This window comes from Sinorhizobium sp. 7-81 (assembly GCF_030124405.1).
GTDB lineage: Bacteria > Pseudomonadota > Alphaproteobacteria > Rhizobiales > Rhizobiaceae > Sinorhizobium > Sinorhizobium psoraleae.
On sequence record NZ_JASKLT010000006.1, the window covers coordinates 203429 to 217091 of the forward strand.

The 13663-nt window shown below is 61.1% G+C and carries 12 protein-coding genes; 4 read left to right on the forward strand and 8 right to left on the reverse strand.

All coding sequences use genetic code 11. From position 1 onward, the window contains the following. Window positions 1–15 precede the first annotated feature (15 nt). The 4 genes from QN224_RS20855 to QN224_RS20870 all read left to right on the forward strand — a co-directional run bounded on the left by QN224_RS20855 (window position 16) and on the right by QN224_RS20870 (window position 4235). A complete protein-coding gene (locus QN224_RS20855; protein ID WP_173513534.1) occupies window positions 16–1245 on the forward strand; it encodes a sugar ABC transporter substrate-binding protein in 1230 nt (409 codons plus the stop codon). A gap of 130 nt (window positions 1246–1375) precedes the next feature. Beyond that, window positions 1376–2278, forward strand: coding sequence for a carbohydrate ABC transporter permease (locus QN224_RS20860; RefSeq protein ID WP_269275559.1), 903 nt, complete (start codon window positions 1376–1378; stop codon window positions 2276–2278). Further along, window positions 2275–3102 (forward strand): carbohydrate ABC transporter permease, encoded by an 828-nt coding sequence (locus QN224_RS20865; protein WP_173513536.1) that lies wholly within the window; start codon window positions 2275–2277, stop codon window positions 3100–3102. The genes QN224_RS20860 and QN224_RS20865 overlap by 4 nt, the downstream gene beginning before the upstream one ends. Then, the gene (locus QN224_RS20870) at window positions 3099–4235 is read left to right on the forward strand and encodes an ABC transporter ATP-binding protein (protein ID WP_283978196.1); all 1137 of its coding nucleotides are present in this window, start codon (window positions 3099–3101) and stop codon (window positions 4233–4235) included. Before QN224_RS20865 ends, QN224_RS20870 begins: the two co-directional genes overlap by 4 nt. A gap of 83 nt (window positions 4236–4318) precedes the next feature. Here QN224_RS20870 and QN224_RS20875 read toward each other — a convergent pair whose 3' ends face one another. The 8 genes from QN224_RS20875 to QN224_RS20910 form a co-directional block, all read right to left on the reverse strand. Then, entirely contained in the window at window positions 4319–5074 is a 756-nt protein-coding gene (locus QN224_RS20875) for a FadR/GntR family transcriptional regulator (protein WP_283978197.1), read from the reverse strand. 20 nt (window positions 5075–5094) lie between these two features. Then, window positions 5095–6060: a galactofuranose ABC transporter, permease protein YjfF gene (yjfF, locus tag QN224_RS20880; protein ID WP_283978198.1), complete on the reverse strand. Its 966-nt coding sequence runs from the start codon at window positions 6058–6060 to the stop codon at window positions 5095–5097. Further along, window positions 6057–7082, reverse strand: coding sequence for an ABC transporter permease (locus QN224_RS20885; protein WP_283978199.1), 1026 nt, complete (start codon window positions 7080–7082; stop codon window positions 6057–6059). Before QN224_RS20885 ends, yjfF begins: the two co-directional genes overlap by 4 nt. Further along, window positions 7079–8596 (reverse strand): galactofuranose ABC transporter, ATP-binding protein YtfR, encoded by a 1518-nt coding sequence (gene ytfR, locus QN224_RS20890; RefSeq protein WP_283978200.1) that lies wholly within the window; start codon window positions 8594–8596, stop codon window positions 7079–7081. The genes QN224_RS20885 and ytfR overlap by 4 nt, the downstream gene beginning before the upstream one ends. 150 nt (window positions 8597–8746) lie before the next feature. Further along, complete coding sequence (gene ytfQ / locus QN224_RS20895; RefSeq protein WP_283978201.1) at window positions 8747–9709, reverse strand: galactofuranose ABC transporter, galactofuranose-binding protein YtfQ; 963 nt, start codon at window positions 9707–9709, stop codon at window positions 8747–8749. Between the two features lie 136 nt (window positions 9710–9845). Continuing rightward, window positions 9846–10892: a glutathione synthase gene (locus QN224_RS20900; protein ID WP_283978202.1), complete on the reverse strand. Its 1047-nt coding sequence runs from the start codon at window positions 10890–10892 to the stop codon at window positions 9846–9848. Between the two features lie 9 nt (window positions 10893–10901). Then, window positions 10902–12779, reverse strand: coding sequence for a flavohemoglobin expression-modulating QEGLA motif protein (locus tag QN224_RS20905; RefSeq protein WP_283978203.1), 1878 nt, complete (start codon window positions 12777–12779; stop codon window positions 10902–10904). Then, window positions 12776–13600 (reverse strand): N-formylglutamate amidohydrolase, encoded by an 825-nt coding sequence (locus tag QN224_RS20910; protein WP_283978204.1) that lies wholly within the window; start codon window positions 13598–13600, stop codon window positions 12776–12778. The genes QN224_RS20905 and QN224_RS20910 overlap by 4 nt, the downstream gene beginning before the upstream one ends. Window positions 13601–13663 lie beyond the last annotated feature (63 nt).

Genomic DNA, 13663 nt, shown 5'->3' on the forward strand with positions numbered 1-13663 from the left:
ACAAAGGAGGAAATTATGGGCTTCCGCAGATATGCAATTCTGGGCACCGTCGCCCTCGGCACTTCCCTGGCGGCGTTCTCCGCCAGCGCGGAGGATGTGACGATCAGTGTTTGGTCGCTGGATCGAGACATTCAGCCGGCGCCAAACTTGATCAACGATTTCAACAAGCTCAACACCGGAATTAAAGTCGAATATCGCCAGATCCAGTTCGACGACGTGGTCAGCGAGGCGATGCGCGCCTATTCGACGGGGCAGGCACCCGACATCATTGCGGTCGACAATCCGGAGCACGCGCTCTTTTCGTCACGCGGCGCATTCCTCGACCTCACCGACATGATCGCGAAATCGTCGGTCGTCAAAATCGAGAATTACTTTCCGGGGCCGCTCGCCTCGGTGACCTGGGACGGAAAATATTACGGGATTCCGAAGGCGACCAACACGATCGCGCTCTACTACAACAAGGACATGTTCAAGGCCAAGGGCCTTGACCCCAACAAGCCGCCGCAGACCTGGGACGAACTGGTAGAGACGGCGCGCAAGCTGACCGACCCGGCCGCGAATGTCTACGGTCTGACTTTCTCGGCCAAGGCCAATGAAGAGGGGACGTTCCAGTTCCTTCCCTGGGCGCAGATGGCCGGCGGCAGTTATGATGCGATCAACTCCGACGGAGCGGTCAAGGCGCTCGACGTCTGGAAGAAGATCATCGACGAGAAGCTGGCGTCGCCGGATACGCTGACGCGAAGCCAATGGGATTCGACCGGTACCTTCAATTCGGGCAATGCGGCGATGGCGATCTCCGGGCCATGGGAACTGGATCGAATGATCGAGGAGGCGAAGTTCGACTGGGGCGTGGCACTCCTGCCCGTGCCCGAACCGGGAGCCGAACGCTCCTCGGCTATGGGCGACTTCAACTGGGCGATATTCGCCAACACCGAGCATCCGGCGGAAGCCTTCAAGGTTCTCGAATATTTCGTGTCGCAGGACAACAGGATGTTCAAGGACTTCGGGCAATTGCCGGCACGCTCTGACATCACCATTCCGCCGACCGGCGAACCGCTGAAGGACGCGGCGCTGAAGGTCTTCGTCGAGCAGCTGAAATACGCCAAGCCCCGCGGTCCGCATCCGGCATGGCCGAAAATCTCCAAGGCGATCCAGGACGCGATCCAGGCGGCTTTGACCGGCCAGATGACTTCCAAGGAAGCGCTTGACCAGGCGGCCGAGAAGATCAAGGCGGTTCAGGGTTGAGATAATGCCGCCGCCCCGGCTTGCGGAGCGGCGGCAGGCATTCACCGGCGGATCGCAATGTCCGCCCGAGTTTCCTCCCGAAAGGCGATCTCCGGCTTCGGCCGGGTCGCCGGCGGGAGAGGGGATCGCCATGAAGAGAATTCTATCCAGTGTCACGGACGGCAAGGGCTTCGACATCGGCCTCGTCGCGCTGCCGCTCGCTTTCCTGTTCGTCATGTCCGGGTTGCCGCTCGTCTACAACGTGGTGATGAGTTTCCAGGAAGTGGACATGTTCAGCCTCGGCAGCTTCGCGCGGCCCTTTGTCGGCTTCCGCAACTATGTCGATCTGTTTTCGCAGCCCGAAACCCGGCCGATTCTCTTCAATACGGCGCTCTTCGTGGCGGCCTCGATCGCCGGACAATTTGCGATCGGCTTCGGCCTCGCGCTGTTCTTCTGGACCAATTTTCCCGGCGCCTCGTGGCTGCGCGGCCTCTTTCTCGTCTCCTGGGTAATGCCGGGGCTCGTCGTTGGCGCCATCTGGAACTGGATTCTTTCGGGCGACTTCGGTGTTCTCAATTTCCTCCTGAGGGAAACGGGTGTCATTGACGGCAATATCTTCTGGCGCTCCGATCCGAATTATTCGCTCTGGGCCGTCATCATCGCCAATATCTGGCTCGGCACGTCCTTCAACATGATCCTGCTCTCCGTCGGGCTCTCGGGCATACCGAAGGATCTCTACGAGGCCGCCGAGCTCGATGGCGCCAATGGGCTTCAACGCTTCTGGACGATCACGCTGCCGATGATGCGTTCGACGATCGGCGCGATCATCGCGCTCGGATTGATCTTCACGCTGCAGCAATTCGATCTCTTCGCCGCGATCACATCGGGAGGACCGAACAACACCTCGAACGTCACGCAGTATTGGGCCTGGGATCTCTCCTTCCGCCAATACGACTTTGCCAAGGGCGCAACGATTTCGGTGATCATGATCGTCTTCGTTATGTTCGCCTCAGTCGTCTATGTGCGATCCACCCGTCATGAGGTCAGGGGATGAGCGAACAATTCCGCAATCGACTGATGCTGGCCGTGGCACTGGTGCTTGCCGCCATCTATCTCTTTCCGCTCTACTGGATGTACATCACGGCGTTGAAGTCCGGCTCGGCCATGTTCGCGACGCCGCCGAAATTCTGGCCGAGCGAGCCGCAATGGGGCATCTACGGGGATGTCTGGCAAAGCCGCAACATGGGGCGCTATCTCTGGAACTCGCTGGTCATCGCCTTTGGCGCCGTGGCGCTGATTTCGGTGCTCGGCGTCGGCTGCGCCTATGTGCTCGCCCGCTACCGTAATGTCTGGGTCGATATCGGCCTGTTTCTCATCCTCATGCTGCAGGTGCTGCCGGCCTCGCTGATGATCACGCCCATCTTCGTCGGCTTCTCGCAGTTTGGCCTGCTCGACACGCCGCGCTTCGCGGTCATCCTGGCGATCGCCGCCAAGAGCATGCCGTTCTTCGTGGTCCTCGTCAGGGCGACTTTCATGAGCGTGCCGATGGAGCTCGAGGAGGCGGCTCTCGTCGACGGCAATTCGCGCATCGGCGCGTTCTTCAACATCGTCCTGCCGCTGGCGCGCAACGGTATCCTCGTCAGTGCGATCCTCATCTTCATGCAGGCCTTCGGCGAGTTCGTCTATTCGAAGTCGATGATCCAGGACATCGAACTGCAGCCCGCCAGCGTTGGCCTGAATTCCTTCATGGGGCCGAACACCAACGAATGGAACAACATCATGGCCTACGCCACGATCTACGTGACCCCGATTCTGGCAGCCTTCATCCTCTTGCAGCGCCGCATCGTTTCCGGCCTCACTTCGGGAGCCCTCAAATGACCCTCCAGATCGAACTCAACGGCGTCAACAAGTTCTACGGTGCCTTCCACGCGCTGAAGGACATCAATCTCGCGATAGAGGAGGGGACCTTCGTCGCTCTCGTCGGCCCATCCGGCTGCGGCAAGTCCACCCTGCTGCGTTCGCTCGCCGGCCTCGAAAAGATCTCGACCGGCGAGATGAAGATCGCCGGCGCGCTCATGAACGACGTTCCGCCGCGAAAGCGCGATGTCGCCATGGTCTTCCAGTCCTATGCGCTCTATCCGCATATGACGGTCGAGGAGAACCTGACCTACAGCCTGCGCATCCGCGGCGTGAAGAGGGCGGAAGCGCGCAAGGCTGCGGAGGAAGTGGCGGCAACGACCGGGCTCTCGCATCTGATGAAGCGCTATCCGCGCGAACTCTCGGGCGGCCAGCGCCAGCGTGTCGCGATGAGCCGAGCTATCATCCGCCACCCGAAGGCATTCCTGTTCGACGAGCCGCTTTCAAATCTTGACGCAGCGCTTCGCGTGCATATGCGCAAGGAAATCCGCGCATTGCATGACCGGCTCAACGCCACCTCGGTCTACGTGACGCACGACCAGATCGAGGCGATGACCATGGCCGACCACGTCGTCGTCATGCGCGACGGCATCATCGAGCAGCAGGGCCGGCCGCTCGATCTCTACGACCGCCCGGCCAACAAGTTCGTTGCGGGCTTCATAGGCTCGCCCGCTATGAACTTCATACCGGCGATCGTCGGCGAAGGTGGCGCTCATGTCGCTCTCGACTTCGGCAAGACGCAGGCGAAGCTCGCGCTCGGGCGCGGCCTGCCGCCGGGATCCTCCGTCACTGCGGGTATCCGGCCGGAGCACATCAAGGTCGTTGCCGAAGGGCAGGGCGCCTTTGACGTTCCCGTCGGTTTCGTCGAGTCGACCGGTTCGGCCACTTTCATCACCACGGCAACGCAGCCGGAACTGACGATCGTCGAGACCGGCCGCGGCGGAGTCGGAAGCGGCGATATAATCGGCCTTGCGATAGATCCGGTGCAACTGCACCTTTTCGATACCGCGACAGGCAAGCGGATCGAACCGGAAAATGGGCGCATAGGCATAGAACCGCCGCGGCATCTCCACCTAGCCGGCCATGCGAGCTAGCATCCGGCGAAGAGGGCGGTCATCTCATCTGAGAAAGCCGCCCTAACGCTTTGTTCTTTCGTGCGTCCATGCGCGTCGCGCTTTCACGATCCGCTATGAAGAGGGGCCTTGCCTTCCGCGAGGTTAAGCATGAGCCGATCCTGGCCGACGCGGATCACGTTCTCCATCGCGCTTCGAGCACCATCTTCGTCACGGCGCTGGATCTCCTCGACGATCCGGATATGCGCCATCGCGACGCGATCGATTTCGGCCTCTTCGGGGGGCGGGCTCGTCAGTTTGAACACACCGATCAACGCCGCTTCGATAAGGCTCCCCACGGTCCGCATGAAGGGATTGAGCGAGGCCTCCAGCAGATGCAGGTGGAAATCAAGGTCGGCATGCACCAGCGTCTGGGCACTGTGCCCGGCATCGCCCATGGCGACGGCAAGCCGCATCATTTGGCTGATGTCCGCGTCCGACGCCCGTCGCGCTGCGAGCCCGGCAGCATAGGGTTCGAGGGCCAGTCTCACCTCGCTGAGGTGATGCAGGAAATCCCGGTCGACGCCGACATTGAAATGCCACGAGAGGACATCGCTGTCGAACAGGTTCCAGTGCGAGCGCGGCATAACGCGAGTCCCGATGCGGGCACGCGGGAAGACAAGCCCCTTGGCCGCAAGCGTTTTCATCGCTTCACGCAAGACGGTGCGGGATACTCTGAAGCGCGCCGCAAGCTCCGTGTCGCCCGGAAGTATGTCGCCAACGGCAAATTCGCCGCCGACGACAGCCTGGCCCAGTTCGTCGACGACGTGCTGATGGCTCGTCCGCTTTCCCGACTGTTTGACGAAGGTTCCCGGCGGCATCTCAGACGGCCCTCGGCTTCTCACGCGCGTTGCCGGTTGTCGCGCGACAGATGGATGATCCCCTTCTGCAGGAGGATGAAGGCGAAGAGCAGCGCTCCGATCAGGATCTTTGTCCACCAGCTGGAGAGCGATCCGTCGAAGGTTATGTAGGTCTGGATGAGGCCCTGAATGAAGATGCCGACAAGCGTTCCGGCAACGAAGCCCGATCCGCCGGTCAGCAGCGTCCCGCCGATGACGACGGCGGTGATGGCGTCAAGCTCGACGCCGACCGCGGCAAGCGAATAGCCGGCCGACGTATAAAGCGAGAAGACGATCCCCGAGAGACCAGCGAGCAATCCCGAGAGCGCATAGATACTGACGGTCGTGCTTGCAACAGGGACGCCCATGAGCTTCGCCGTCGCCGTGCCGCCGCCGAGCGCATAGACGTTCGTGCCGAAACGGGTCCGGTGAGCGAGGAGGATGCCAACGGCGAAGACGAGCAGCATCAGTCCGCCGATAAGCGTGATCCGCCCTCCGCCCGGCAGCTTGTAATAAAGGCCCTTCAATGTCGCGTAGAACGGATGCTTGATCGGAATGGAATCGATCGAGAGCACGAAGGCCATGCCGCGCGCAAGGAACATTCCGGCAAGCGTCACGATGAAGGCGGGCATTTCGAGATAGTGGATAATTGCGCCCATCAGTGCGCCGAAGAGCGTGGTTGTCATAAGGACCAGCGCGAAGGCGACGAGCGGGTGCATGGTATGCTCCAGCACCACCGCCAGGAAGACCCCAGTGAAAGCGATCACGGAACCGATCGAGAGGTCGATGCCGCCCGAAAGAATGACGAAGGTCATGCCTACGGCCGCGATGCCGAGGAAGGCATTGTCGGTCAAAAGGTTCCCGATCACCCGGGTGGAAAGAATGTTCGGATACTGAGCGGCGCAGAGCGCATAGCTTAAGACGAAGATGAAGATCGTCGCCGTAAGCGGAAGATATTTCTGCTTCATTTCGCCTCCCGCTCGGTCGGTTTGGCTGCTCGTCCAGGGATGGCGAGGAACGCAAAGACGGTGCGAAAGCGCGGCGACTGAAGCACCAGGATGAAGACGATGATTGCCGCCTTGATGATGAGGTTGAACTCAGGCGGAAAACCGGAAAGCAGGATGCCGGTATTGATCGCCTGGATGATGATCGCGCCGAACACCGATGCGGCGATGCTGAAGCGGCCGCCAAGCAGCGAGGTGCCGCCGACCACGACTGCCAGAATGGCGTCGAGCTCCAGCCAGAGCCCTGCATTGTTGGCATCGGCCCCCCTGATGTCGGCGGCAGCGATAATGCCGGCAATCGCGGCGCACAGGCCGGAAAGCACGTAGGCGGCAACCAGAAGCACCGGCGTGAAGACGCCAGACAACGTGCTTGCCTGACGATTGACGCCGATCGCTTCGATCAGCATCCCGAGTGCAGTTCGCCTGACGAGCAATGCGACAAGAATTCCGAAGACCAGCCAGACGATCACCGGCATCGGTAGACCGGCGAAAGAACCGCTGCCGATGAAAATGAGGCCAGGATCATTGAAGGTGAGGATCGCGCCCTCGGTGATGAGCTGGGCGATGCCGCGCCCGGCGACCATCAGCACCAGCGTCGCAATGATCGGCTGGATGTCCAGAATGGCGACAAGGATCCCGTTCCAGATGCCGCAAAGGATGCCGACCGCGAGCGTGACGAGGAGTGTCTCGGCGAGCGAATGGCCGGAGGTGATGAAAGACGCGGCGACTGCCCCGCAAATCGCCATGACCGCGCCAACGGAAAGGTCGATGCCCTTGGTGGCAATGACGACGGTCATGCCGATGGCAAGCAGAACCACCGGTGCGCCGCGATTGAGGATGTCGATCAGGCTGCCGTAGAGACGGCCATTCTGAATTTCCAGGTTGAGAAAACCGGAAAAGGTCATTGAAATCGCGGCGAGAATGGCGGTGAGCGCGATCAGTTGCGGCAGCAGGCGCGCAAGATAGGTCCTGACGATCGTTGTCACGATGCCCTCCGCTCGTTGGCCGCAGCAATCGCCTCGACGATCTGATCGGCGGTAATTTGCTCGCCGTCGAGTTCGGCCACGTGGGCGCGGTCGCGTAGGACGACGACCCGCGTGCTGTAGGCGACCAGTTCTTCTATTTCCGACGAAATGACGATGAGCGACATACCTTTCTCACGCAGCGTTTCGATGAGCCTGACGATCTCGGCATGTGCGCCGACGTCGATGCCGCGCGTCGGTTCATCGAGTATCAGGAATACGGGCTCGGTAGCCAGCCAGCGGGCGAGTATTGCCTTCTGCTGGTTGCCGCCGGAAAGCAGTTTGATCGGCTTTTCTCGGTCGGCGGTACGGATATCGAGCGCCCGGATATAAAGGTCGGCCAGCCGGTTCTGCTCTGCGCGCGAGATCGGCCGCGTCCAGCCGCGCCTGGCCTGTAGGGCCAAGACGATGTTCTCGCGCACGGAGAGGTCGCCGACAATGCCGGCGGTCTTGCGATCCTCCGGGCAAAAGCCGAATTTCTGGCGGATGGCGGCACGGGGCGACGATAGCTCGACAGGGCGGCCGTCGATTTCTGCCGTGCCACTGTCGGCGCGATGGGCGCCAAAGAGGACTTCCGCCGTTTCCGTTCGCCCCGAACCGAGCAGGCCGGCTATGCCGACGACTTCACCCGCCCTGACGTCGAGATCGAACGGTTCGATACGCCCCCGCCGGCCGTAGTTTCTGAACCGGTAGCGCGGCTCGCCGCCTGCAGTGTTCGCGTGGGCCGAATGGATCTCGGCCGCGAGTTCGCGACCAATCATCATCGCGATCAGATCGCGCCGGTCGAGGTCGGCCGCGTCGCGGGTTCCGACGAGGCGGCCGTTGCGCAGCACCGTTATGCGGTCCGAAACTTCGTAGACCTGCTCGAGGAAGTGGGTGATGAAGATGATGCCGAGGCCGCGTGCCTTGAGGCGTCGGACGATGCGAAAGAGCATCGCCACCTCGTGCGCGTCGAGGCTCGCTGTCGGCTCGTCGAGGATCAGCACCTTGCCTGAGAGGTCGACGGCGCGGGCGATGGCGACGACCTGCTGAATGGCGACCGAATAACTCGCAAGCGCACGGGTGACATCGAGCTCAAGCTCGTATTGCGACAGCAGTTCGCGCGCCTTGCGGTTCATCGCCCGGATATCGACCATGCCGAAGCGGCGTGGTTGCCTCCCGAGAAACAGGTTCTCGGCGACGCTGAGGTTCGGCAGCAGGTTCACTTCCTGGTAGACCGTCCCGATCCCCAGCCGCTGGGCATCGAAGGTATCGCGCGGGTCGAGTTCGGCCCCGTCGAGCAAGATGCTGCCGCCGTCCCGGTGATAGGCGCCGGTCAGGCATTTGATGAGCGTCGATTTGCCCGCGCCGTTCTCTCCGAGAAGCGCGTGAACCTCGCCCCGCCGCAGATGAAAGTCGACCTTGTCCAAGGCCTTCGTTCCGGGAAAACCCTTGTCGATCCGGACCGCCGAAAGAATGTTCTCGCTGCTGGTTTGCATGGATTCCGTCTCTGGACTACCGCCTGCTTGGCAATTGGGCGGGGACGCCGCGTCTTGGCGGCGTCCGCTCCTGTCTCAAGCCAAGCGGGTATTCCTCTCCGAAGGCATAGGCGGCCCGCGCGCATCCGTCGTGGCGGGCCGCAAGCGAGATCAGTAGCCGAGGCCCTTTTTCTCCTCGTAGACCTTCATGGGATCGTCAGCCTGGGTATAAAGCTTCGATTCCGTCTGGATCCATTTCGCTGGTTCCTTGCCGTCTTTGAGGTAGGCGGCGAGGGCGTCGAAGGCCGGACCGGCCATGTTCGGGGTGAGCTCGACCGTTGCGTTCGCTTCACCAGCGGCCATCGCCTGGAAGATGTCCGGAACGGCATCGATCGAGACAACGAGAATGTCCGTGCCCGGCTTCAAACCGGCTTCCTTGATGGCCTGGATTGCGCCAACGGCCATGTCGTCGTTATGGGCATAGAGGGCGCAGATGTTCTTGCCGCCGCCTTCCGCCTTCAGGAAGCTTTCCATGACTTCCTTGCCCTTCGTGCGGGTGAAATCACCGGTCTGGCTGCGAATGATCTTCAGGTTGTCGTGGCCGGAGAGCGCCTGTTCGAAGCCCTTCTTGCGATCGATCGCCGGCGACGAGCCGGTCGTGCCCTGAAGCTCGACGATGTTGCAGGGCTTGCCGGCAACCGTATCGGCAAGCCACTTGCCGGCGACGTTGCCTTCATGGACGAGATCGGAGGTCACAGCCGTCAAATAAAGATCGTCCGATGCATCGACGGTCCGGTCGAGCAGGATGACCGGAATTTCCGCATCCTTCGCCTCCTGCAGGACTTCGTCCCATCCGGTGGCGACCACCGGAGCGAGAAGAATGGCGTTCACGCCTTGCGCGATGAAGGAGCGAATAGCCTTGATCTGGTTTTCCTGCTTCTGCTGCGCATCGGCGAATTTGAGGTCGATGCCACGCTGCTCGGCCTGCTGCTTCGTCAGCGTCGTTTCAGCTGCGCGCCAGCCGGACTCAGATCCGATCTGGGAAAAGCCGACGACGAGCTCCGCAGCCGATGCGCTGCCGAAGGTGCAGGCGGCAAGGATCGTTGCACTCGCAAGTGCCTTTGCAAATTTCATGATTTCCTCCCAAAGAAAGCTGCTCTCCATGCAGCTGCAGAGAAAAAATCATATTATATTACTTTTGTAAACTGACGTTTGAAATTATCGAGCGTGTTCGCGCCAAATTCATCGGTTCGTCATGCGCTTGACGTCGTTAAAGCGTTGCCAGCGTGCGGTTCGACAATGTTCCCGAATAGAGCTGTCGGATGCTCAGCTTGTTTTCAAGCGCGATTATGATGTCCTCGCTGAAATCCACGCCGCAAAGCGCGGCGATCTCCGGGAGGGCTCCGGGACTGTAGACATTGATTTCCAGTATCTTGTCGCCGACGATGTCGAGGCCCACCAGGAACATGCCGTCTTCCACCAGTTTCGGACGGAGCTTTTCCGCAAGAGTCAGAATTTCCGGCGTGACCGTTGCCGCTTCCGGCGTGCCGCGGGCATGCATGTTGGAGCGCACATCGCCCTTGGCCGGCACCCGGCGGAGTGCGGCATAAACACCATCGCGCGCCAGTGGCCGCCCGTTCATGAGAAAGAGGCGGACGTCGCCGGCCGTGGCTTCGGGCAGGTAGGTCTGGGCGATAAGGTACCCTTCGCCGCTGGCAACTTCGAATATCTGGTTGAGATTGGCTTCTTCCCTGGAACTGATCTTGAAAACGTTCTTGCCGCCTGATCCTTGTAACGGCTTCAGGATGACGCCGTCGGGATGCGCATCGATGAAGCCCCGAATCTCCTCGATGCTCCGCGAGATCAGCGAGGTGGGGCGAACAACCTCCGGAAAGCCTTGAAAATAGAGCTTGTTCTGCGCGGCCGCCAATCCGGTTGGGTCGTTGACGACGATCACGCCGCGATCAACCGCCAGGCGCCCGAAATTCACGCCGGCATAAGCCGCCCAGGAACGTCGTTCTGCGTCCTCGGACGGATCGTTGCGCAGAAAGAGGACATCGATTTCATTGACGTCAATCGTCCTGATCTTTGCCCGCTCGTCCTTGAGCGCGTTCAGCAATGTTTCCGGCTTCTTCGGCTTCGGACCATGCAAGGTCGTGGCGCGGACCAAAAGGCTGTCGTCGGAGCGCAATACGAAATCCCCTGGCATGACGTAGCAAACGTCGTGCCCACGGGCGAGCGCGGCGAGCGCAAGCCAAGTTGTCGTGTAATAGGTAGCCTCGCCTTCGATGGAATTGACGAAAAAGGCGATGCGCATGTCCGGCTCCTAAGGTTCGACCATGTCGAGTGGCGACATTCCCGCACGCGCTCTGGAGAGGCGTGACGGCGCTTCCGGATAGTCTAGGAATATAGGGTGAACCGCCGGCACACCAAGCAGGCCACGGGCACTCAGTTCCTGCATTACGCCAAAATGCGAAGCGGCGATCTTTCCCATCCAGAAGGGTTCCAGGGCGCCGTCAGCCGCAAGATGGGTGAGGAGTTGCAGAAGGCCGCGCAGGTAAATCGCATCCTTGGCCAAGCCCCCGCCGCGATAGACGCGCAAGACGACGTTGAAGGCATCCGCCCTCAAGAAACCATGGTCCTCGATGAGCAGTCGATAGGTTTCGGGCAGCGACGCGCCATCTAGCATTGCGGCGCAGGCAACGACGCGGGCGGCGATGAGACGCAGCCGCTCACCGCTCATGCCGCTCGTCAGGAATTCCGCAAAGACCGCCAGCCCCTCCTGCATGCCCTCGTATCCGGCAAGGCCTGACCGGAAAAGCCGCAAGCCCTGCGCCGAACCGTTGAAATAGGTCAGCAGGTGCACGCCGATTTCATGGCTCAAGATCGGCTCGACGCGCTCCGCTTCCATGGCGGTGCTGCGTGCAATGAGGAGGCGGCTGCCCGAAACCAGAAGACCGGAGGGAAGATCGTCGCGCACTTCCACGGACGCGTCGAAGCCAGCATAGCGGCGCCGGTATTCGGCAATCATCGCGCGCGCCTGTTGCTCGACGAAATAGCAATCGGCGTGTCGTTCCGTGACGCGTGCCTGGCCGCCTGCACTGGCGCTTCCATCGCCGGCCCGAGCAAGAATGTCCCGCGCTACCCGCAGGAGCTCCGGTTCGACGGGACCATAGAGCGCGCGGCCGAATTCGATGAATTTTGCGGTTTCCCGGGCCGAAAGCAACGAAAGCTGAAGATCCAGTTCCTGCTGCTTTTCGCGGTAGAGCTGGTACAGCACCGGGTCTTCAAGATGGTCGAAGCTGATGGAGAAGAGTTTCTTCTTTGCCGCCTCGACCTGCAGCGTCAGCGGCCGATAGAGAAAGCGCGGCGCTCGCCGGTAGTCGCCTGCGGCAAACTCGCTCCAGGCTGCGTCGGCATTGATCGGGGTCACGGCGAGCAGGAAGTCGAAAGTCGAAGCGACCTCGTCGATGCTGCGGTCGGTGCGGACCACGGCATCGATGAAGGCCTTTCTGCCGAGCGCCCGATGCGTCGAGATATTCATGCTTTTGGTAGCCCCGACGAACGCTGCGAGGGCTTGCAGGCCGGCATCGAAAATGCTTGCGATGAGGCGTTCACGAAGCTGCGGATAGATGTTGCCGGATTCTCGCTGCCGATAGATCGGCGCGAACCGAACGCGAAGATAGGGAAATGGCAGGTCCATCCCATCGGCTTCACGAAGTTCGACACGCGGCGTGCGGAACTTTGCTTCGGTCGCTTCGGCGGCATTGGCAAATGCCTTGGCAGCAATCCGCGCGGGCCCCTCCGGGCTTGCCGTGACCTCGATCTTGAATGGCGGAAGGTACGGTGCGTCGTCGGTCAACAGTTCGTCGCGCGCAAGCTCGCCCATTTCGAGGACCATGAATGCACCGAAACGCCGCTTGAGCAGCGTTCCGATGGCTTCTATGACCGAAATGGCGATCTCGGCCTCTGGTGCAATGAGGTAGGACGCATTCGCTTGCGCAATCTCGCGGGCCACCGGACCTTCGTCGTCGCCGGAGATGTGCAGGCAAAGAAAGGGAAGCGCGCGGTCGATATGCAGTCGGCCGCCATCCGGAAGATCTTTTCGTACGGCCTTGCCGGCCTTGATGCTCGCCAGCGCCTCGGCGAGCCAGTCCGGAGTGTCTCCGGTATCCGTGGAAGCGGGCGCGACGGAGCGTTTCATCGATCTGCACCCAACGTGCTCACAAGCAACGGCAGCGTCGACGAGACAAGCTTCCTGATCGCGCCAAGCGCCTCCAGGTCCGGCTCGCCCGTCCATTCGTCCATGAAGAATTTCTTGAATTCGACGGCAATCGCGCAGCCCGTATCGGGGTAGCGCTCATGGATGAACCGAGTTTGTTCGCCTCTACCCTGAAACGCGATGTTTTCCCGCACATCGAGCCGTCGCCCCTGGCATTCGGTGGAACGCAATGCCTCGACAAAAGCATCCACCACACGGGCCCATTTCACGCGATCCATCGAAGACGTGCCGATGTTGACCTCCGGCGCGACTTCCGTTTTCGCCGCTTCCGCTTCGGGGCCGTCGCGCCGGTGGTTGTAACTGTGCACGTCGAGAACGACGAATCGTCCATAGCGCCGTTCGATCCCCGCGAGCAGCGCCTCGAGCATGGCATAATATTCGTCATGCATTGCCAATGACGTCTCTACCACCTCGCGTGGCGGCTCGTGGTTCCAGACCTTGAGACCCCATGCCTGCTCCGGCCGCATGTAGATGGCACCGCTGCGTGGGCGATTGATATCGACTTCGAATCGCGAGCGATGAACGATGATCCGGTTCGGGAAATCGCGGATGATGAACTCGGTGAAGGGATCCTCCTCGCGCAGCCGCTCGACGTCCGAAAGGGCAAGGAGGCCTTTGGCCGCACCACGCACGACATGACCATTGTGAATGGCGGTGGCGACGACAGGCGAGTCACCGCGATGCTGCGTCCACCATTCGTGGTAGAGAGGCTCCGTTGACACCCCACTGGGATAATCCGGCATCTTCATCTCTCATCGGTTCCGCGGCCGTACTGCGCGTATCGGTGACATGTCTACAATTCAAAA